This window comes from Levilactobacillus wangkuiensis, from assembly GCF_016861605.1.
Lineage (GTDB): Bacteria > Bacillota > Bacilli > Lactobacillales > Lactobacillaceae > Levilactobacillus > Levilactobacillus wangkuiensis.
Map to the genome: position 1 here is coordinate 215,846 of NZ_BOLM01000001.1, position 21,218 is coordinate 237,063.

22 protein-coding genes are annotated in these 21,218 nt (G+C 50.6%); 16 read left to right on the forward strand and 6 right to left on the reverse strand.

Annotated elements, in window-relative coordinates; translation table 11 throughout:
- Window positions 1–59: 59 nt before the first annotated feature.
- Both JUF13_RS00890 and JUF13_RS00895 read right to left on the reverse strand, forming a co-directional pair.
- Window positions 60–1,295, reverse strand: coding sequence for an MFS transporter (locus JUF13_RS00890; RefSeq protein WP_203637327.1), 1,236 nt, complete (start codon window positions 1,293–1,295; stop codon window positions 60–62).
- Window positions 1,292–2,974, reverse strand: a complete 1,683-nt coding sequence (locus JUF13_RS00895; protein ID WP_203637328.1) for a glycoside hydrolase family 43 protein — start codon at window positions 2,972–2,974, stop codon at window positions 1,292–1,294. Before JUF13_RS00895 ends, JUF13_RS00890 begins: the two co-directional genes overlap by 4 nt.
- 197 nt (window positions 2,975–3,171) lie before the next feature.
- Here JUF13_RS00895 and JUF13_RS00900 point away from each other — a divergent pair, with 197 nt between their 5' ends.
- Window positions 3,172–3,990 carry an AraC family transcriptional regulator gene (locus tag JUF13_RS00900; protein ID WP_203637329.1) on the forward strand — a complete coding sequence of 273 codons (819 nt, stop codon included), beginning with the start codon at window positions 3,172–3,174 and terminating at the stop codon, window positions 3,988–3,990.
- A gap of 77 nt (window positions 3,991–4,067) precedes the next feature.
- Here the strand turns inward: JUF13_RS00900 and JUF13_RS00905 are convergent, their stop codons facing one another.
- Window positions 4,068–4,655, reverse strand: coding sequence for a hypothetical protein (locus JUF13_RS00905; protein WP_203637330.1), 588 nt, complete (start codon window positions 4,653–4,655; stop codon window positions 4,068–4,070).
- Window positions 4,656–4,960: 305 nt separating this feature from the next.
- Here JUF13_RS00905 and JUF13_RS00910 point away from each other — a divergent pair, with 305 nt between their 5' ends.
- Window positions 4,961–5,401: a nucleoside 2-deoxyribosyltransferase gene (locus JUF13_RS00910; RefSeq protein WP_203637331.1), complete on the forward strand. Its 441-nt coding sequence runs from the start codon at window positions 4,961–4,963 to the stop codon at window positions 5,399–5,401.
- A gap of 73 nt (window positions 5,402–5,474) precedes the next feature.
- Here the strand turns inward: JUF13_RS00910 and lexA are convergent, their stop codons facing one another.
- Entirely contained in the window at window positions 5,475–6,104 is a 630-nt protein-coding gene (lexA, locus tag JUF13_RS00915) for a transcriptional repressor LexA (protein WP_203637332.1), read from the reverse strand.
- A 188-nt stretch (window positions 6,105–6,292) separates the two neighbouring features.
- Between lexA and JUF13_RS00920 the strand changes: the two genes are divergently transcribed.
- From JUF13_RS00920 to JUF13_RS00935, 4 genes are all read left to right on the forward strand, one after another.
- Window positions 6,293–6,541: a DUF896 domain-containing protein gene (locus JUF13_RS00920; protein ID WP_203637333.1), complete on the forward strand. Its 249-nt coding sequence runs from the start codon at window positions 6,293–6,295 to the stop codon at window positions 6,539–6,541.
- Window positions 6,542–6,640: 99 nt separating this feature from the next.
- Window positions 6,641–6,862 (forward strand): YneF family protein, encoded by a 222-nt coding sequence (locus JUF13_RS00925; RefSeq protein WP_125762909.1) that lies wholly within the window; start codon window positions 6,641–6,643, stop codon window positions 6,860–6,862.
- 137 nt (window positions 6,863–6,999) lie between these two features.
- Window positions 7,000–8,760 carry an ABC transporter ATP-binding protein gene (locus JUF13_RS00930; RefSeq protein WP_203637334.1) on the forward strand — a complete coding sequence of 587 codons (1,761 nt, stop codon included), beginning with the start codon at window positions 7,000–7,002 and terminating at the stop codon, window positions 8,758–8,760.
- Entirely contained in the window at window positions 8,750–10,546 is a 1,797-nt protein-coding gene (locus JUF13_RS00935; protein WP_203637335.1) for an ABC transporter ATP-binding protein, read from the forward strand. The genes JUF13_RS00930 and JUF13_RS00935 overlap by 11 nt, the downstream gene beginning before the upstream one ends.
- Window positions 10,547–11,003: 457 nt before the next feature.
- Here JUF13_RS00935 and JUF13_RS00940 read toward each other — a convergent pair whose 3' ends face one another.
- A complete protein-coding gene (locus JUF13_RS00940) occupies window positions 11,004–11,639 on the reverse strand; it encodes a lysophospholipid acyltransferase family protein (RefSeq protein WP_125762903.1) in 636 nt (211 codons plus the stop codon).
- Window positions 11,640–12,122: 483 nt separating this feature from the next.
- Between JUF13_RS00940 and JUF13_RS00945 the strand changes: the two genes are divergently transcribed.
- The 3 genes from JUF13_RS00945 to JUF13_RS00955 all read left to right on the forward strand — a co-directional run bounded on the left by JUF13_RS00945 (window position 12,123) and on the right by JUF13_RS00955 (window position 14,217).
- A complete protein-coding gene (locus JUF13_RS00945) occupies window positions 12,123–12,884 on the forward strand; it encodes a tRNA1(Val) (adenine(37)-N6)-methyltransferase (protein ID WP_203637385.1) in 762 nt (253 codons plus the stop codon).
- A complete protein-coding gene (locus JUF13_RS00950; RefSeq protein WP_203637336.1) occupies window positions 12,871–13,140 on the forward strand; it encodes a GIY-YIG nuclease family protein in 270 nt (89 codons plus the stop codon). The genes JUF13_RS00945 and JUF13_RS00950 overlap by 14 nt, the downstream gene beginning before the upstream one ends.
- A gap of 81 nt (window positions 13,141–13,221) precedes the next feature.
- Window positions 13,222–14,217 carry a D-2-hydroxyacid dehydrogenase gene (locus tag JUF13_RS00955; protein ID WP_125762897.1) on the forward strand — a complete coding sequence of 332 codons (996 nt, stop codon included), beginning with the start codon at window positions 13,222–13,224 and terminating at the stop codon, window positions 14,215–14,217.
- 340 nt (window positions 14,218–14,557) lie between these two features.
- Here the strand turns inward: JUF13_RS00955 and JUF13_RS00960 are convergent, their stop codons facing one another.
- Window positions 14,558–15,280, reverse strand: coding sequence for an HAD family hydrolase (locus JUF13_RS00960; RefSeq protein WP_203637337.1), 723 nt, complete (start codon window positions 15,278–15,280; stop codon window positions 14,558–14,560).
- 344 nt (window positions 15,281–15,624) lie between these two features.
- Here JUF13_RS00960 and rpsB point away from each other — a divergent pair, with 344 nt between their 5' ends.
- From rpsB to JUF13_RS00995, 7 genes are all read left to right on the forward strand, one after another.
- The gene (rpsB, locus tag JUF13_RS00965; RefSeq protein WP_125762893.1) at window positions 15,625–16,422 is read left to right on the forward strand and encodes a 30S ribosomal protein S2; all 798 of its coding nucleotides are present in this window, start codon (window positions 15,625–15,627) and stop codon (window positions 16,420–16,422) included.
- 148 nt (window positions 16,423–16,570) lie between these two features.
- Window positions 16,571–17,455: a translation elongation factor Ts gene (gene tsf / locus JUF13_RS00970; RefSeq protein ID WP_125762890.1), complete on the forward strand. Its 885-nt coding sequence runs from the start codon at window positions 16,571–16,573 to the stop codon at window positions 17,453–17,455.
- A 263-nt stretch (window positions 17,456–17,718) separates the two neighbouring features.
- Window positions 17,719–18,441, forward strand: coding sequence for a UMP kinase (gene pyrH, locus JUF13_RS00975; protein WP_125762888.1), 723 nt, complete (start codon window positions 17,719–17,721; stop codon window positions 18,439–18,441).
- 2 nt (window positions 18,442–18,443) lie between these two features.
- The gene (gene frr / locus JUF13_RS00980; RefSeq protein ID WP_373300773.1) at window positions 18,444–19,001 is read left to right on the forward strand and encodes a ribosome recycling factor; all 558 of its coding nucleotides are present in this window, start codon (window positions 18,444–18,446) and stop codon (window positions 18,999–19,001) included.
- A 25-nt stretch (window positions 19,002–19,026) separates the two neighbouring features.
- Complete coding sequence (locus JUF13_RS00985) at window positions 19,027–19,458, forward strand: hypothetical protein (protein WP_203637338.1); 432 nt, start codon at window positions 19,027–19,029, stop codon at window positions 19,456–19,458.
- Window positions 19,459–19,559: 101 nt separating this feature from the next.
- Window positions 19,560–20,351, forward strand: a complete 792-nt coding sequence (gene uppS / locus JUF13_RS00990; RefSeq protein WP_203637339.1) for an undecaprenyl pyrophosphate synthase — start codon at window positions 19,560–19,562, stop codon at window positions 20,349–20,351.
- Between the two features lie 18 nt (window positions 20,352–20,369).
- Entirely contained in the window at window positions 20,370–21,158 is a 789-nt protein-coding gene (locus tag JUF13_RS00995) for a phosphatidate cytidylyltransferase (protein ID WP_203637340.1), read from the forward strand.
- Window positions 21,159–21,218 lie beyond the last annotated feature (60 nt).

The window sequence follows — 21,218 nt, forward strand, 5'->3', positions numbered from 1 at the left end:
CGGCAGATTGCCGGGCCTTTACTGTATCTAAATTGTTGTGAAGCTTAACTGCATCGACGTTAACGTTTAACCGACTTGATTCTCAGAATCAGAACCCCGCCAATCAAGGAGAAGATGAACGACACAATGAAGATTCCGGAGTAGCCGAAGAGGGAAATCACAGCGGCTGCTAGAACCGGAGCAATGGCCTGGGTAATGGTGTTTCCCAGGTTATAGACGCCTAGGAAGAAGGCCACCCGGTTCTGATCGGGAATGACTTCTAGGTTCAGCAGGTTATCGAGGGAGTTCCACATGCCCATCCCAATGCCGGCAGCGAAGGCGTAAGTGACGATGCCAAACGTGTCGCGGAAGAAGAATAACATGAGAGCCCCAAACGCTAAGAACAGGGTCGAGAAACCGACTGGGAGCTTCAGAATTTTAAATTTGTCAGAGACTGGCCCGGCAACGAAGCCCATGAAGATACCGAAGATCAACATGATCAGGTTAATCAGTTGAATGGAGGATTGCGTCTGGCTGCCACGGTGGAGAAAATCGGTCATGATGTAGAGAATGTACCCGGTAATCGCGAAGTTGCCGACCCCCTGGAACAATTTGGCAATCAGAGCCATGTAGTAATCTCGGCCAATCGACCAGCGTGGAAAGATCGAGGCCGCGTCCTTCAACGTTAGTTTGGGTTTAGGGGCCTTTTCCGTTAACTCTTCGTCTAAGTTAGAAGGCTCATGGACGATGATGGCGGCAATGGTCACCCCGATAAAGGTGATAACCCCGAAGATAATGAAGCCAAGGCGGTACTGACCTAGGAACATGGCACCAATGACGTTGAACCCATTATTTCCCAGGGCCATCCCCAGTCCGCCATAAGCGGAGGAAGCCGTTGCCCGGCCATCCTTGGGTGCAAAGTCAATCCAAGCGACCATGGGAGAGACAATGAAATTAAGCGCGGCTTGACCAACCATCCAGGCCGTCAATAGAACCGGAATGTTGGGTGAAAAGGAGGCCGCAATCATGGCAAGCATAAAGACAAAGGCACCACCGAGTAACCACGGGGCCCGTTTTCCAAACCGGGATTTGGTTTTATCGGATAAGGCACCGGCAATCATGTTTGAGAGAGCCGCCACAATCATCCCGCAGGTCGAGAAGAGTGCGACCAGTTCAATTTTATGAGGGGCATTGAAGTGTTGAATCAAGGCTGGCAGGAACAGACTGTTCATAACGATGTATGGCCCCAGCCAACTGGCCGGACCGATGATGAGTCCTGGAATTAAACGTTTGAGTGAAATGGTCGTTTTGTTCATAGCTGCGTGCCTCTTTCTAGGTTGTTTTTGACGGTGTAGTAATCAAAGTCGGCAAATGACGTCAGCTGGTGGGCATCCACGGCCCCGATGAAGTTAAATAGGGCGGTGAAGCCACCGATTTCCCCGGGAACGCCGTTAACGCCCTCGTCTGACAGGTAGGTGACATCCAACGGCGTGCCCAGTGTTTGCCAGGTCGCCGTATCGGTTAACCGGTAAAGAACTTGGACGGTGCCCTGGTTGTACGCTAATCGAATCTCGGCTGTGTCGTCAGGGACCGTGACCTCATCAGTCAGGTGATCGATTCGCTCGCCAAGTTTGGCCTGAAGGACCCGCAGGACGGTGTGATCTTCGGTGTCCGCCTGACATAGCCGGGCGTATAGCCAGTTGTTGGAGTCGTAGTACAGGCCGACACCGGCAGTCTCGGAGTAGTGATCCGGATGGAAGGTGAACTTGGTCTGGACCGTGTAGTCAAGCGACGTTGCCCGAGTTGCCATGATGGCGGGGTTAATTTGTGAAAAGAAGGAATTGTGCCCGTGAATGCGTAGATGCCCGGGGTTTTCAGTCGTATTGACCCACGTTGCGTCCTGCGTTCTGTACGGCGTCATGAAGCGGTGATCATAGGTGTCACTGGTAAAGTCGTCGTCAATATCAAATTGTGTGGCGGATTGGTGGACGGAAACATCTTTCAGCCCGTCGACGGTCATCTTAGCAAGGTTACTGCCGTCAGCCATTTCAAGCCAGCCGTCAGCCGTCCACTGCATTTTTTGTAGCGAGGTTTCGCGACCCAGGGGATTCTTTTTTTGACCAGGCAGTGGTCGGGACATGAGATGGGCCACATACCACTCGTCCGTTTGCGTGTGCACTAGGGAGCCATGGCCGGCTTTTTGCATGAGTGAATGGGGATTGAACATTTCAAAATGGCCAGCGTCTGGGTCGCCCAGAGAGAAGAGATGTTGCGGGGATGAGGTGATGATGGGTTCGCCGGTTGGATTTGGTTCATAAGGGCCAAAGACAGTCTTGGACCGACCGATTTCAATGCCGTGGGCGTACCCAGTGCCACCAGCCGCGATGAGCAGGTAGTAGTAGCCGCTGTGTTTGTATAGTTGCGGCGCTTCTGCACAGCCGCGGGTGGTAAATCCAGTGGTCACGCGATGCCAGTCGCCGATGATGCCGCCGTTTTCGAGGTCGACCTCGGCAATGACGATGTGGCCGGGGGCCTGGTAGCCGGTCCGCGTTTCCCATTCCAGGATAGCGGCGTAATGCTTGCCATCCGCGTCGTGGAAGAGGGCGGGGTCAAAACCGATGGACGTTAAGTAAACCGGTTTGGACCACGGTCCCGTGATGTTATCGGCTGAAACGGCGAAGGAATCCGAGTTGAATTCTCTGCCAGCCATATTTTGCATGTGGGAGTAAGCTAACCAAAATTTTTTTGTCCGTGAATCGTAGGATAAATGCGGTGCCCAGATACCAGCCGGCGTGTTCGTGCCACGAAGGTCGACCTCACCGTGATTCAAGGCGTAGCCAACGAGTTGCCAGTTGGCTAAGTCGGTTGAATGAAAAATTTGAACGGCTGGGGTCCAGTGGAAAGTTGAGGTGGCAATGTAATAATCTGCACCCACGCGAATAATTGAAGGATCGGGTGCCATTCCGGGAATAATCGGATTTTGAATTTTAGTCATAGTAATTTCACGCTCCATTTGTTAAAATTAAGTTATTTATAAGCCGTCATTATCGGATTCCGAGTTAGTTGTTTTTGAGAACTAAGTGTTGCATTTAGAATACTTTGAAAGCGGATACAAGTCAACGGTATTTCACAAGGTCGTCGTTTATTGGCGGCGACTAGGTAATGATTGTCACTTTTTAGGGGGCGAGACACGTGGATCGACAACATCATGAGAACGTGGTATCAAATTTAGACATCGGGATTCGCTTCTTTGAATCAACCGTGACGCGGAGCGGGTACGTGCCGTTCCATTGGCACAGTAGCATCGAATTGGTCTGTGTGCTATCCGGTCAGTTGACCTTCCAGTTTGACGGTCAGGCCCATGTCATTCACGCCAATCAGTTTTCCATCGTTTCGTCGGGGGTGATTCACGATGTGACGAATACGCCGAACCGGTCGTTAGTGCTGCAAATTCCGCTGACATTTATTGAACGGTACGTGGCCCATCCCGAGCAGCTAAACTTTTCGACAGCGGGGCAGGAGCAGACTACGGTCTACCAAGAAGTGGTTACCGAGTTTAAACGACTCGCTCAAATTAACCGGGAACGACAACCTAACTACCTGATTGACACGGGGATTACGGTGCTGACTATGTTGAAGACTATGGTCAGCAACTTCACAGATACGGCTAATCCATTGACGACGAGTTCGAGCAGCTTGAAGTCAATCGTTATCTATGTGAATGAGCATTACCGGGAGAAGCTGAGCGTTAAGGCGGTGGCCCATCGGTTTGGCTATAATGCGAGTTACTTGTCACGGTTATTTAAGGAGCAGACCGGGGTGACGTTGGGCCACTATGTTTACTTGATCCGGCTAAATAATTTCTACCGGGACTTGATCGATACGACCATTCCCGTGGATGTCCTGATGGATAAGCATGGGCTGACCAATCGGCGGACGGCCCGGGAGATGTTTCAAGAGATGTATGGGGCGTTGCCCAAACAAGTGCGTCTGCAATACCAACGAAATTAAAAAAGCGTTGATCTCATCAAAATAGATGAAATCAACGCTTTTCTTGTGGGGTGTTCTGTTATGGGTTGCCGGTGGCGTTATTCAAAAATATTCTTAGTCACGTACCCGTCCTTAAACACCAACACGGGGGACTGGTCACCAACGCGCATGACCAACCGGTAACCGGGACCGAGGGCCTTCTTGAGCGATTGACTGGTCTTGGTAAAGTTGTCGACGAACTTTGGCCACTTGGCCGCCTTGGCCTGACTCGGGTCGGCCTTTAAGCCCTTGATGGTTTTTTTGAGACTCTTGTTGGTGAGGGTCAACGTGTAGGTCTTGCTGGCAGGGTCGAAGGTGACGGTACCCAGCTTGACCAGGGACTTGGCCAGCTGCGTCTTCACTTGTTTTTCGTTTTCAGCGCGGGTAGCCGTTTTATCGCTCGTGGCGAAGGCTTGACCGGATTGCGAGCTCAAGGACGATTGCTGGCTGGTCTGAGTCGTCTTGTTATGAGTCGAGGACGCTGACCAGAAAGGCAACTGGGTGATTGCGCCCACGGTGACCAGGATGGTAATGACCAAAACGATGATGGAACTGCGCTTGGATTCTCCCCGCCGACTGGCATTGACGACGGAAAACGCGGTGATAACAATGAAGATGACCCCCAAAATAGTAATACCTAGAAACATGATGCACCCCTCCGTAGGTTAGGGCGGCTTGTTAGGTCAACCGCCGTTTAGTTAGTTTTAGTATAGCATGAATGAATTAGAGAATGAAACAACCGCACTGAGATGAATACCGTTAGTTAACTTGCGCGGCGGTTAAGGGGCAAAAGATTCGTGAAAAAAGGTTTAAAGTCGAATAATTCGGGTTGCCAAACGATTAAAATCCGGATTATGTGAATTATAACCGAATATTAATCAAAAAATAGTCGCCAAGAGTTAACATTTCCGGTATAATTGATCGTAATAAAGAGAGAAATGAGGAGATTAGAGTGACGAATGTTTATTTAGCAGGTCCCTTCTTTGATGACGAACAAATTTCCCGGATTGAACGCGCGGAAAAGGCCTTGGCTGCCAATCCCCGGGTCGCCAATGTCTTTAGTCCCCGCCTGAGTGAGATTCCTGGGTTAGAAATGGGCACAGCCGAGTGGGCCACCCAAACCTTCCAGATGGATGTCCACCAGATTGACAAGGCCGACGTTGTGGTGGCCCTGGTCGATTTCGTGGATGATCAGGTTGATTCCGGCACAGCTTTTGAAATTGGCTACGCCTTCCACAGTAAGAAACCGGTGGTCGTTCTCCATGAAAAGGACACCATTCTAAACCTGATGTTGGCGGAAGGGCTGCACGCTTACCTACGTGAAGCCGAAGCGCTGGCGGCCTATGACTTTGCGACGCTTCCCGAAAGCCACTACCAAGGGAAAGTCATCTAGTCTCAAATAACTTACGAACGTAAAAAAATCACCCGTCACATGAACTGTGGCGGGTGATTTTGATTGTCCCTGGTTAGTGAACGTCGTCGCGGAAGAGACCCACAACGCGGCCCAAGATGCTGACGTGATTCAAGATGATAGGGGCCATGGTATCATTTTCGGGTTGTAACCGGAAATGGTCGGCTTCCTTAAAGAATCGCTTGCAAGTAGCTTCGTTTTCCTCAGTCATGGCGATGACAATGTCACCGTTATCCGCGGATTGTTGCCGGCGGACAATGACCTGGTCACCGTTTAAAATACCGATGTTGATCATACTCTCGCCGCGAATCGTTAACATGAAGAGTTGATCGTCGTCGTTTTCAAATTCTGGGGGAACCGGGAAGTAGTCGGTCGCTTCCTGAACAGCCAGAATGGGTTCACCGGCGGTAACGGTCCCTAAGACGGGAATCCGTGTCTGTTCCTCGTGGACGCCTAGTTCTTCCAAACCGGCGGGCGTGACTTCTAGTGCCCGGGGTTTAGTGGGGTCCTTGACCAGCAAGCCTTTTTTTTCCAGGCGGGCGATGTGGCCATGAACCGTAGAGGTCGATGAGAGCGATACGGCCTCACCAATCTCCCGGACGGTTGGCGGATACCCTTTTTCATTAACCCGTTCCCAAATGAAACGGAGAACGGCGATTTGTTTGCTTTCAGAAGCTTTACTCATTTTTTCTGCCACCTCGTTCGTCATTCGTAGTATAGTTTAGTGTTAGTGTAGCATACAGACCGAACATTTTCAAACAGATGTTCGGGTAAATAAGTTGAAATCTAAAATTAACCCTGATATGATAGACCCTGACTTGAAAAAGCGGGGTTAATGCCCACCAAAATAACGAAACTAAAGGAGGGTCGTTCATGGCAGACACGACAATGGACACCTTGCTGGCTCGAATCAACGAGCTGGCACACAAGAACAAGGCTGAAGGCTTGACCGAGGCCGAAAAGAGCGAACGCGCTGACTTACGCCAACAATACTTGACCTTATTCAAGCAGAGCTTCCGTAGCCAAGTTGAAATGCTGCAGGTCTACAACAAGGATGGTAAGGAAGTTACCCCTGAAAAGGTTCGGCAGATTCAACGCAACAAAGGTTTACGTGACGATTAAGGAAAGAAGCGGGTCCTTTTTGGGATTCGCTCTTTTAATTTCCCTTAAGTTTGTGTAGAATTGTTAAATGAATGACTTCATCAAAGGAGGGGAACGAACTTGGCAACTTGGATCTGGATCTTAATCGTGATCGTCGTCGGCCTGGCCTGCGCAGCGGGTGGCTTTTTCGGCGCACGGAAGTACATGGAAAACTATCTGAAAGACAATCCACCAATTAACGAAGACCAATTACGGGCAATGATGTTGCAAATGGGGCAAAAGCCTTCACAACGAAAGCTTCATCAAATGATGAACGCGATGCAACAAAACGCTAAAAAATAAATTGGCTTTATTGAGACTCGCTTCCAGCTTATTTCCTGGAGGCGAGTCTTTTTGATTGTATTTTATGAAAATTCCAGTAAAATGATAAAGTCTGTGCTATATTTTAATCATATTCTAATTTTTAAGGAGGGATGTTCGTGAGTATCTTTCGCAAATTATCCTGGTACTTTCGTCTGGAATGGCGACGGTATCTGATAGGGGTCATCGGGCTCCTGTTGACGGCTATCATTGCCATTGTTCCCCCACGCATCATCGGGAACATGGTGGATGGCATTCACGGGCAGACCATGACGAGTCATCTGCTACTACTTGATCTGCTGTTCGTGACGCTGGCGGCGTTGGCCCAGTATGGGACCCGGTACATCTGGCGTAATGCCATTTGGGGCGGGGCTGCGCGGCTCGAACAACTGCTTCGGAACCAACTCTTCGGGCACTTTATGAAAATGGACCGGGTCTTCTACCAGAAATACCGGACCGGGGACTTGATGGCCCACGCCACCAACGACCTGGAAGCCATTCAACGGGTGGCCGGTGGGGGGATTCTCCAGTTTGCCGATGCCATTATTACTGGGGGTACTACGCTGATTGCCATGATGGCCTTAATTGATTGGCGGCTGACCCTCTTAGCCATTATTCCATTCCCCCTGTTGGCGGTCGTCTCCTGGTACCTGGGACAAAAGATTCACCGGGCCTTTGGCGAATCTCAAGCGGCCTTTTCCCGGCTGAACAACAAGGCCCAGGAAAGCATCAGCGGCATCAAGGTCATCAAGGCCTTGGGACAAGACGATGCGGATGTGGCGGACTTTGACGCGCAGGTCGACCGGACCATTGGGATTAATCGCCGGGTTAACCGGTTGGATTCCATGTTTGACCCCGCCATCACGCTGATCATCTCGATCTCCTACGTGGCGACGATTGTCTTAGGGGGGCTCTTTGTCACCCACAACGTCATTACCATTGGGAACCTGGTGTCCTTTATCAGCTACCTGGCCATGATGATTTGGCCGATGTTTGCCGTGGGGATGCTGTTCAACACCATGGAACGGGGGAATGCCAGTTACGACCGGGTCATGGAACTGTTGGACGAGAAGACCCATATCATTGATCAAAAGGATGGGATTCAACAACGGCCCCAGGGAACTATCAGTTACCACGTGAACCAGTTTGATTATCCAGACAACGGCGGGGCTAGCCTGCAGCAGATTGACTTCGACCTGCCAGCCGGGCATACCCTAGGTATCGTTGGCCGGGTCGGGGCTGGGAAGTCCACGATTATGAAATTAATTCTGCGGGAGTTTGACAACTATTCCGGTGAAATTGATTTTGGCGGGCATCCGATTAAAGACTACGCGCTGGACAGCTATTTGCCAGCAATTGGGTACGTGCCGCAAGAAAGCTTCCTATTCTCTTCGAACATTTTTGAAAATATTCGCTTTGCCCAACCGGACGCGACCCAAGAACAGGTCGAGGCGGCTGCGGCTAAGAGTGATCTGGCCGGGCAAATTGCCAAGCTGCCTGCCGGTTATAACACCGAAGTGGGTGAGGAAGGGATTTCCCTGTCCGGGGGTCAACGCCAACGGTTAGCGATTGCCCGCGCCCTGTTGATCAATCCAGAATTATTGATCTTGGATGATGCCTTGTCCGCGGTCGATGCCGAAACGGAAGCGGAAATTCTCGCCAACCTGAAGGCCGAACGCGCCAACAAGACCACGATTATTTCTGCGCACCGGTTAAGTTCCGTGATGAATGCCGATGAAATTCTGGTACTCAGCGACGGCGCCGTGGCCGAACGGGGGACGCATGAACAGCTGATGGCGTCTCACGGCTGGTACCAACGCATGTTTACGCAACAACAACTTGAAACTCAGGTGAAGGGAGGCGTCAGTGATGGCAGATAAAGCACACGAATCCGCTTGGGCCCACAGCATGTCGACCAAGGAACAATTGACGGTGGTCAAGCGACTCTTTCATTTTGCCGCGCCCTATAAATGGTTCTTCGTCGGCTCCGTCATTTTGTCGGCGCTGATCAGTGCCGTGAACGTCTTCCTGCCATGGCTGCTCCAGACCTACATGGACAAGTATTTGCGGACCAGCAACGCCACGATTGCCATTATGTGGATGTTTGCCGGGCTTTACCTGTTCGGGATGGTCGTCAAGGCGGTCTTCCAATTCTGGCAAAACTACACCAGTACCATGGGTGCCGAGTACATGCTAGAAAATGTGCGCCGCAAACTTTTCCATGATTTACATGGTAAGGGGATGCGATACTTTGACCAAACGCCGGGTGGGTCCATCCTGTCGCGGTTGATGAACGATACCATGACCTTCTCCAACTTCTGGGCGTTGTTTAACACCCTGGTGCTGGCGTTGTTCGCCGTGATTTCGTCATTCATCGCCATGTACGTGACGGACGTGAAGGTGGCGCTCTGGACGTTGATTCTGGTGCCATTCTTAGGCCTGACGATTTGGTATTACCAACGTTTCAGCTCCAAGGTCTACCGACGGATGCGGGAACGGCTGAGTGAACTGAACACCAAATTGGCCGAGGCCATTACGGGAATCAGTGTCATTCAGGAATTCCGCCAAGAAAAGCGGACGGCGGCCAACTTTGAAAAGACCAACAAGGCCTATTACGGGACTCGTCGTGATATGATTCGGACTAACTCGTTACTGTTGAGCCCCATCATCAATCTGTTTTACGCGTTAGGGACCGTCATTGTCTTGGGCATCTTCGGTGTTCGTGGCCTGCACGAGGTTGTGGCTGCCGGGGTGATTTACGCGTTCATTACCTACCTGAACAACTTCTACAGCCCCATGAGCAACATGATGGATAACCTGAGTGACTTTCAAAACGGGATGGTTGCGGGTTCCCGGGTGTTACGCATCTTAGATGACCAAACGCTCGCCCCCCAACAGCATCCCGTCGCCAACGCTAAGATTACGGCCGGTAAGGTTGAATTCCGCCACGTGACCTTTGCTTACGACCAAGAGCATCCCGTCCTGCGAGATGTTTCTTTTGTCGCCGAACCCGGTCAAACGGTCGCCTTGGTTGGTCAAACGGGTTCCGGGAAGACGTCAACGATTAATGTGTTGATGCGCTTCTACGAGTTCCAATCCGGTCAGGTCTTGATTGATGACCGCGACATCCGGGATTACCCGGCAGCCGAACTCCGCGCCAAGATGGGCCTGGTTTTGCAGGAACCGCAGTTGTTCTATGGCGATATCCAAACCAACATTCGGATGTTTAATCCGGACATCTCCGACGAGCAAGTGGCCCGGGCCGCGCACTTCGTTCAAGCCGATGAATTCATCGACAAGTTACCGGAGGGCTACGCCACGCCAGTGCTGGAACGGGGAACCGAATACTCCGCTGGTCAACGACAACTGATTACCTTTGCCCGGACGGTGGTCACTGATCCCAAGATCCTGATCTTGGATGAAGCCACAGCCAACGTCGACACGGAAACGGAAACCATGATTCAAAACGGGTTGAGCCGGATTCAAGAAAACCGGACGACGATTGCGATTGCGCACCGGTTGTCTACGATTCAAAATGCCGATTTGATTCTGGTTTTGAACCAAGGGAAAATCGTGGAACGCGGGACCAACGACGAGTTGATGACGCAACACGGTTACTACTACGACATGATTCAGCTCCAAAACGCCGCTCACGTGGACGAATAATTTTCGGTTGCAGCGCCTCCGGACTGGTTAAACTATACCGGGACGCGGGGCTGTTCGTTCCCGGCGGTGGGCTCAAGGTTCCCTGCTATGGGGCCGATTACAGCCTGAGACGCGGGCTTGCACCTCGACTTTGAGCCAAAAAGCGGTCTCAAGGGTCGTCCCATGGGCTAGGCTGAGAAAGAACCCCAGCCAAGCCCATCGACACAGCCGGGAACCTTGGCCTGCCTCTGGTCACTGAAACGGTGTGTACTGGGCACAGTTTAACCGGTACTGCGGCTCATGTTGGCTACGATTATTAATCTCGTGTTCAGATGTTTTATCGGCATTCGTCTACCTTATCGTGGTGATTGTTGGCAGCTGAATTAAAAGCAAAACGAAAAAGGGCTTCGTTAGTGCGACACAGTGGATACTGTGTCAGACACTAACGAAGCCCTTTTATCATGGAACAATGATTGCGTTAATCTTTTTTCTTTTCGCCCGTGACATCGACGTAGTGGAAATTCGGGTCGATTTCGTTATCGAGCTTATCGAAGGCCGCCTGCATTTGTTTTTCGATGACGGCTTGACCTTCTTCGTTTAATTTCATCTTGCGGTCGATGACGATGGGGGTGCCAAAGGCAATCGTGACCGGCTTACGGGAAAATAGTTGTTTGAAGGTCAGGGGGCCCTGGTAGACGGCGGGCACCAGTGGGACGCCAGCCATCTTAGCAATAACCGCCGCACCACCCTTGAGTTCGGCGGAGTGCCGAGAGCCTGAAGGGAACATGATCAGCGACAAATCACCCTGACGTAGAATACGGACCGGGGTTTTGATGGCTGAAGGGCCCGGATGGTCACGATTTACTGGAAAACCGTTGACATGTTTCAACAACCATCGGAAAATAGGGTTTTGGAACAATTCTTCCTTGGCCATGAAACTAAACTTGCGCGGATAACCCGCCATGGCAAAATAAACGGGATCAAACCAGGTCCGGTGGGGACCCACCAAAACGTAAGGGCCGTCCGGCAAGTCAGCTTGGTGAACGTACCGTGCCCGGCCGTTGACGATGTACAAAATCGTACAAACTACGCCCCGTAAGAATTTATAAAACATGTGATACACTCCTCTCGCAATGAAACTGATTGTTTCTAGTATGCAAAAAAAGTCGCGGGGTTGCAAGTTATCTTGTGAAAATGCTGGAGAAATGTGGGCGTGGCAACAATCTGGGTGGCTGGCAGCTGGCTGATGATCCGAATGGGTAAAATTAGCTTGAGTGGGTCAAGCATCAGGCCATGCAAGAGAAATATAGACTAGCAGTTTAAGAGAGTGAGTTGCCAGGTTGGTAAAATGAGGCAGAGCGGTCAGTGTCAGTGACCAGAGGCGGGCCAAAATGGCCAGCTGTGTCGGTGGCCTTGGCTGAGGGGCTTTCTCAGCCTAGCCCACGGGACGATCTTTGAGACCGCACTGTGGCTCAAAGTTGAGGTGGAAGCCCGTACTATGGCTGGAACCGACCCCATAGCAGGGAGCCTTGAGCCCACCGCCGGGAACGAACAGCCCACGTTCCTGAAACATTTTAACCAAAAACCATTTAACGAAATGGAGGCGTTATCGGTGAACCTGAAACCCGATGAACGAATCGATCAATTATATAGTCAAGATATTCAAATTATTCAGAGCCCCGAGGTTTTTGCCTTCTCACTGGACGCCGTATTGCTGGCGGATTTTGCTAAGCTCCCGTTGCGTGCCACCAGTCAGACGGTCGACCTGTGTGCCGGCAACGGCGCGGTGGGCCTCTTCATGAGTGGCAAGACGCGCGGCCAGCTAGCCGAGGTCGAAATCCAGCCGCGGTTGGCCGACATGGCTCGGCGCAGCATTGCCCTGAATGACCTGACGGACCGCATGACGGTGTACGAGGGCGATTTGGCCCAGGTGAACGACTGGATTCCCAAGGATTCGGTGGACGTGGTGACCTGTAACCCGCCGTACTTCGAAGACTTGCCGGACAGTCAGAAAAATCCGAACCGGTACCTGGCGATTGCCCGCCATGAGATTTTGACCAATTTGGCAACGATTGTTGAAACGACCAGTGGCTTACTCAAGATGAACGGCAAGGCCTACTTCGTTCACCGGCCTGACCGGTTGCTTCAGTTGTTGGAGTTGATGACGGCGAACCGATTGGCGCCTAAACGCGTGCGGCTGGTTCACCCGAAGCCCGGCAAGGAAGCCAACATGGTCCTGGTCGAAGCCATCAAGGACGGCAAGCCCGGGGGACTGCGGTTCCCAACGCCACTCACGGTTTACGACGCGCAAGGCCATTACACGCCCGAAGTGGAGGCGTTGCTCTATGGCCAACACTAAGTTGTACTACTTCTACGTGCTTTTGTGTGCAGACAATTCCTTGTATGGCGGCTTCACGACCGATGTTGCCAAGCGTTTTGCTACCCATTTAGCCGGCAAGGGGGCCAAGTACACGAAGGTTCACCGGCCGTTGAAGGTCCTCTATAGTGAAGAATTTAACAGCAAGCACGACGCCTTACATGCGGAGTGGGCCTTCAAGCACCAGAGCCGGCAAAAGAAATTGGCCTACCTAGCCGATCACGGGGTAACGCTTTAGTGGAGAAAATTGGTTTATCTGTGTTACACTATCCCCGTGCTTCAAAAAAGTGTCTCAAATTAATTTGAGGAGGAAATTACTGTGAAAATTATTGCTTATGGCATTCGTGACGACGAACAACCTTATTTGGAACAATGGTCCAAGGAACAAGGGATTGAAGTTAAGGCTGTCGGCGACCTTTTAGACGACAAGACTGTTGATCTTGCTAAAGGCTATGACGGGGCAGTGGTTTACCAACAAAAACCTTACACGGCCTCTGTCTTAGACAAGTTAGCCGCTAATGGGGTGACCAATCTGTCATTACGGAATGTCGGTGTGGATAACGTTGATGCCGATGCCGTTAAACGCAACGGTTTCAAGGTTACCAACGTTCCAGCATACTCACCAGAAGCGATTGCTGAATTAACAGTTACGCAATTGATGCGTCTGTTACGGCGGACACCAACGTTTGACCGCAAGCAGGCCAACGGTGACCTGACTTGGGCGCCAGACATTGCGGATGAATTGAACAGCATGACGGTTGGTATCGTTGCCACTGGTCGGATTGGCCGTGCGGCGATGAAGATCTACCAAGGCTTCGGTGCCAAGGTGATTGCTTACGATGTCTTCCACAACCCAGAACTGGAAAAGCAGGGCATCTACGTGGATACGCTGGATGAATTGTACGCCCAAGCCGACGTTATCTCCTTACACGCACCTGCAACCAAGGACAACGAAAAGATGTTGAACGACGACGCCTTCGGTAAGATGAAGGATGGCGTTTGGATCTTGAACCCTGCCCGTGGTGCACTGATCGACACGGACGCTTTGATTCGGGCCCTCGACAGCGGCAAGGTTGCCGGGGCTGCGCTGGACGTTTACGAAGACGAAGTGGGCATCTTTAACACCGACTTCGGGAGCTTCGATGCCATTCCTGACGAACGCCTGAAGAACTTGATGAAGCGCGAAAATGTGTTGGTTACGCCACACATCGCCTTCTACACCAAGACGGCCGTTAAGAACATGGTCCAATTTGCTTTAAACAACAACAAACAATTAATTGAAACTGGCAAGGCCGAGAACGAAGTTAAGTTCTAAAAATTGCTAGCAAAAAAGCCGCTCGGGTGAGCGACTTTTTTTATGCTTACTTTTAATTTAGGAAGACTAACCGAATTGTACAAAGCTTAGTCAAATTAAGGATGAACCGTAAACCGTTGTGCCATGTCAGTGACCAGAGGCGGTCCAAGATGCCCAGCTGTGTCGGTGGACTTAGCTGAGTGAATTTCTCAGCTTAGCCCACGGGACGACCTTGGAAACTCGCGATTTTTGCGAGGTTTCAAGGCGAGGCGGAAGACCGTTCCTCAGGCTGGAGCCGTTCCCCACAGGCAGGGCATCTTGAGACCGCCGCCGGGAACGAAAGACAAAGCTCAATCGGTTCCTACAGTTCAGGGACGGCGGAGAGGGCGAGCAGGAGGTCCTGCAATTCCAAAGAATCGCCGACCGTCTGATCAGGAATCCAACTACCACCGTCGGTCATTTCAGCATTGCGGTGGTTGAACCAGAACGCGTGCCAACCGGCTTGCTTAGCGCCTTTGACATCCATCCCGTAGCAGTCACCTACGTAGGCGACTTCGGTGGCACGGAGGTTCAAGCGGTGATTCATCATCGTGAAGATCTGGGGGTCGGGCTTGGCTAAGCCGGCTTCCTCGGACGTGATGATGTTGTCCCGGTCGATCCACCGGTGCATTTCCAATTGCATGACCTTGGCGAGTTGGTGTTGCGTTTTACCATTGGTAATAATCCCCAACTTAAATTGGTCTTTCAGTTGGTCCAAGGCGGTTGCCAGCCCCGGGAACAATTTAATCTCTTGCAGGCCAGCGGCGTAGGCTTGTTCAAACGCTAATGCCGTGGCACTGTCAACCGGCGCGACGTCCTGCTTTTGCAGGGTGGCGTTCAAACGGTTGACGGCCATTTCTTCGTGCGACCAGCGGCCACTGGCGACCTGGTCGTAGGCGCTAGCGCTTTGGCAGCGGTAATCCTGAAAGGCCTGGGTAAAATCGAGCGTTTCTGAATTGGTTACTAGTGGTTCCAAGGCGGCCACGAAGGGAGCCTTTTGGTCATAGAGCGTGTCATCGACATCGAAGACGACCGCTTTTATCATTTCGTTTCCTCCTCATTTAGTTCTTTGGTAGTTTATCATACTTATTAAAAAATGCCAATTTTCCAGGATGAAGGGGACTAATGTTCGGCTCTAGCTTTAACCAGGCAGCTAAGAGAATCCAACAGAATGGAAATTAGTGAACAGCGTCCCGTCAGTCACTAGACGAGGTTCCCAAGAATCCTAAACTTTTGCTTGTGTTTAGGCGAGAGATTTTGTATAATTACTTTCGGTGCGTATGCGCCAATTCACACCTCGCGTGATGACCGGAGGGGTGCTCGCTTGCGAGTTCTCCAGTCAGTTGAGCGTGGGGGAGGAAATCAAAAACTATTTGGAGGCATTTTATCATGGCTGTTATTTCAATGAAACAACTGCTCGAAGCCGGTGTCCACTTTGGTCACCAAACCCGTCGTTGGAACCCTAAGATGAAGCAATACATCTTCACGGAACGTAACGGTATCTACATCATCGACTTACAAAAGACGGTGAAGTTGATTGACGCTGCTTACAACTACATGAAGGACGAAGCTGCTAAAGGCGCCGTTGTTCTGTTTGTTGGGACTAAGAAGCAAGCTCAAGACTCTATCGAAGAAGAAGCTACCCGTGCTGGTCAATACTACGTTAACCACCGTTGGTTAGGTGGGACTTTGACTAACTGGGAAACCATCCAAACTCGGATCAAGCGTCTGAAGTCTTTGAAGAAGATGGCTACTGACGGTACTTTTGATGTTCTTCCTAAGAAGGAAGTTTCCTTACTTAAGAAGTCTCAAGACAAGTTGGAACGTTTCTTAGGCGGTATCGAAGACATGCCTAAGCTGCCTGACGTTATGTTCATCGTTGACCCTCGCAAGGAACAAATCGCTGTTCACGAAGCACAAAAGTTGAACATTCCGATCGTTGCCATGGTTGATACGAACACTGACCCAGACGAAATCGACGTTGTTATCCCATCTAACGATGACGCTATCCGTGCCGTTCGTCTGATCACTTCCAAGATGGCTGATGCCATTGTTGAAGGCCGTCAGGGTGAAGACCAAGTTGACGAAAAGACCTTTGAAAAGAAGTCTGATGCCGCTAAGGGCGACAAGAAGACCGACAACTCAATGGAAAGCATCGTTAACGCTGTCGAAGGCGACAACAAGTAATTAAATGCAAGGTTGCGGGCAACCGCGACTTTCCAAATATGATTTAAAGCACCTTGGGCTGGCTTAATGTTTAGGACCGATAATGGCCTGAGATTGAGTCAGTCTTTTTTGGTGCCTTAGATGAATTGATAAAAGGAGGCCATTACACATGGCAAGTAAAATCACTGCAGCACAAGTTAAAGAGTTACGGGACAAGACTCAAGTTGGGATGATGGATGCTAAGAAGGCCCTCGTTGCCTCTGACGGCGACATGGACAAGGCCATCGACTTCTTACGTGAAAAGGGTATCGCTAAGGCCAAGAAGAAGAGCGGCAACGTTGCTGCTAACGGTTTGGCTCGCGTGAAGGTTGACGGTAACACCGCTGCCATCATCGAAGTCAACTCAGAAACTGACTTCGTCGCAACCAACGACACTTTCAATGGTTTAGTTGACTTAGTTGCCGACACGATTGCTGCTAAGCAACCAGCTGACTTGGATGCTGCTTTGGCATTACCAACTGCTGATGGCTCAACGATCAACGAAGAAATCGTTAAGACCACGCAAGTAACTAGCGAAAACGTCCAATTACGTCGTTTTGCTATCGAAAAGAAGACGGATAGCCAAGTCTTCGGTTCTTACTTACACCAAGGTGGCCAAATCGCCGCATTGGTTGTTTTGGAAGGCGCCGACGAAGCGACTGCCAAGGATGTTGCGATGCACGTCGCTGCCATCAACCCAGAATTTGTTTCTCGCGATGACATTCCTGCTGACCGTTTAGCTCACGAACGTGAAGTTTTGAAGCAAGAAGCCCTCAACGAAGGCAAGCCTGAAAAGATCGTTGAAAAGATGGTTGAAGGCCGTCTGCACAAGTTCTTGTCAGAAATCAGTTTAGCTGACCAACCATTCGTTAAGGATGGCGACCAAACTGTCAGCCAATTCGTTGCTAGCAAGGGTGGTAAGTTAGTCACCTTCGTTCGTTACGAAGTTGGTGAAGGAATCGAAAAGCCAACGGTTGACCTGGCCAAAGAAGTTCAAGACCAAATCAACGGTTAATTCCGAAAAAAAGCGTAGATTCCGCAAGGGGGTCTACGCTTTTTTGCTGGAATCAGACTAATAATGACAATAAAATAAGTCAAAACAAGTCAGGGATTCTGCGTTACACTAGACTTAGTTGGAGGCGCTATCAGTGAAGGTTTCCCAAATATGGGGAAATTTGTAAGGAATTGTCAGGAAAAACAGGTTTTCGTGCGCCCTGACTATCACTGGCCCCTCGTTTATGATAGAATTACTGTCAGAATACAATAGGAGGAAACACAATGGCGGACGTAAAGTATAAACGGATTATGCTGAAACTCAGTGGCGAGGCTTTGGCCGGCGACAAGGGGTTTGGCATCAATCCGCCAGTAATTAAAACCGTAGCGGAAGAGGTCAAGAGCGTTTATAACTTGGGCATTCAAATCGCTATTGTGGTTGGTGGCGGTAACATGTGGCGCGGGGTTTCTGGCGAACAGATGGGTATGGAACGGGCCCAAGCCGATTACATCGGCATGCTGGCCACTATCATGAACGCACTGGCACTCCAAGATAACTTGGAATCCATTGGGGTCCCAACCCGCGTGCAAACGTCGATTGAGATGCGGCAAATTGCCGAACCTTACATCCGGCGCAAAGCCATTCGGCATTTGGAAAAGGAACGCGTTGTCATCTTTGCTGGGGGCACGGGTTCACCTTACTTCTCCACGGATACCACGGCGGCTTTACGGGCAGCTGAAATCAACGCCGATGCCATCTTGATGGCCAAGAACGGGGTTGACGGCATCTACTCAGCAGATCCCAACAAGGATCCTAATGCCGTGAAGTTTGACCAATTAACACAGTTAGATATTATCAACAAGGGCCTGCACGTCATGGATACGACGGCTAGCTCACTTTCAATGGATAATGATATCCCATTTGTCGTGTTTAACTTGAACCAACCGGGGAACATCCGCAAGGTCGTTGAGGGCGAGAACATTGGGACAACAGTTAGGGGTAAATAATTATGGCTGATCAGATAGTTACAACAGCAGAATCAAAAATGAAAAAGGCAGAAGAAGCCTTAAAGCGTGAATTGGGAACGATTCGTGCCGGCCGGGCTAACGCCAGCATTTTAAACCGGGTCATGGTGGATTACTATGGCGCCGCAACACCACTGAACCAAGTGGCTTCCATTACCATCCCAGAAGCACGGCTTTTGTTGGTCACACCTTACGACAAGTCTGCCTTGGAAGACATCGAAAAGGGTATCATGGAATCCGATGTTGGGATTACGCCAGCAAACGATGGGTCTGCCCTTCGTTTGGTCATTCCCCAATTAACTGAGGAACGGCGTAAGGAAATTGCTAAGCAAGTTAAGGCCAAAGCCGAAGAAGGCAAGGTTGCCGTCCGGAACGTCCGTCGTGACGCCATGGATAGCATCAAAAAGGGCCATAAGAACGGCGATTACACCGATGACGACCTGCACAACCTGGAAGACCAAGTCCAAAAAGTAACGGACAAGGCTATCAAGGGTGTCGACACGATTGCTGCCGACAAGGAAAAGGAAGTTATGACCGACTAACCACCTATAAAAGGAGCGCTTAAATATGGCAGAAGACAAACAAAACAACCAAGAAGATTCAGAAAACATTGAAATCACGCCAGGTACGGAACAATTTGGCAAAATGGTCTTTCGTTTAAACAATCCGGTTAACGCGGAAAACGTTTCAATCTTGAACTACAACGGTGCTGAACTGGAACAAATTCAAGACGGCGTTTACGCCCAACCAGCTTTTGTTAGCGATGACTTCAACCTGTTCTTTGTGGTGACCCAATTAATTGGTGACGACTGGATTGTGGCCTTTTCTAAGGCAACCATCGAAAATGGTAATGAAATCACGGACCTGTCCGACCCACTCCCAACTGGGGAAGGCCTGAACCTGTTAGGCCAAGTTAGCGCTGATGACGCCAACAACCTGTTAAGTTACTTCGGTACGTTAGCGGATGCTAAGCGTGGCGAATGGCGGTTAATTGAGTAGCCGGTCAAAATTAAAGTTTTCGCTCAATTTGGGGGCCGGGATAGTTTCCCGGTCTCTTTTTTGTTATGATGAGAGGTTGTAAAGACCAATGGAGGTGCGCCGTGTTTTCATTTTCAAAAAAAGATCAAGCAACAGGTGAAGTGACAGAACGTCAGCTGGATGACGCCAACATCCCGGCTCACGTTGCCATCATTATGGATGGTAACGGCCGGTGGGCGCAGCAGCGGCACTTGCCCCGAATCGCTGGACACAAGCAAGGGATGAACACCGTCAAGACGGTTGCCAAGGCTGCAAGTCATTTAGGGGTTAAGGTGTTGACGCTGTACGCCTTCTCAACGGAGAACTGGAAGCGGCCAACTGCCGAAGTGAATTATCTGATGAAGTTGCCCGTTGATTTCTTTGGGACCTTTGTGCCCGACCTAATCAAGAACAACATTCGCGTGAAAGTCATGGGGTACACGGATCAATTGCCAGTCGCGACGCAAAAGGCCGTCAAGGATGCGATTGCGGATACCGCTGAGTGTACGGGAATGGTGTTGAACTTCGCGTTGAATTACGGGGGTCGCGCAGAAATCGTGACGGCCGTCCAGACGTTAGCCCAACAAGTTCAGGCAGGGACCTTAGATCCCGCTGCAATTGATGACGCTGCCATCGACGACCAGTTGATGACCAGTGACCTCGGCGATTTGCGCGATCCTGACCTGTTGATTCGGACCAGTGGCGAAGAGCGCCTATCGAATTTTATGCTCTGGCAGGTCGCCTACAGCGAGTTTGTCTTCACCCAGCAACATTGGCCGGACTTTGACCAAACAGCGCTGGAAGAGGCTATTTATGAGTATCAACAGCGACACCGGCGGTATGGGGGATTAGCCTCCGAACCGGAGAAAAAATAAAATTGAGGAGCTTTTAACATGAGACAACGGGTTATTACGGCGGTCATCGCCTTAATCATATTTATCCCCATTATTATCGCGGGGGGCATCTGGGTGGACATCGCCGCCATTGCGTTAGGCTTGGTTGCGTTGTCAGAAGTCCTGATCATGCGGAAAAAATTGCTGATCAGTCCAGAAGCTTGGATCTCTGGTATCGGTATCATTGCCGTTATCGCACCTAGCAGCTGGTGGGACTGGTTACCTAGTTACCTGAATCCTTGGTACATCGTTTATTTATTTGTCCTGTTATTATTATTACGGACGGTGGTCTCCAAGAACCGGTTCTCCTTTGACGATGCCGGGGTCATTACCCTGAGCATGCTGTACATCGGGATCGGCTTTCACTTCTTCATCGCCGCACGGGGCGTGGGCTTGATTGCCCTGCTGTACGCGCTGTTCATCGTATGGACGACCGACTCTGGGGCCTACATGATTGGCCGGAAGATTGGGAAGAACAAGTTGGCTCCCCACATCAGTCCCAACAAGACTTGGGAAGGTTCCATTGGGGGGTCCTTAGTGGCCACGATTGTCGGTAGTGTTTTCTGGTACTTCTACCCAATTGGTCACTACAGTTTGCTGGTCATGGTTCTGTTGACGTTGGTCTTCTCCATCGTGGGCCAATTCGGTGATCTGGTTGAGTCCGCTTTGAAACGCTACTACGGCGTCAAGGATTCCGGGAAGATTTTACCCGGCCATGGTGGCATCTTAGACCGGTTTGATAGTTTACTGTTAGTTCTGCCAGTCATCCATTTATTCGGATTGATTTAGACTTAGCTGTTCGCTTGCGCCCCCTAGGGTTCTTAGGGTATGCTAGGGAGCAGATGCAAA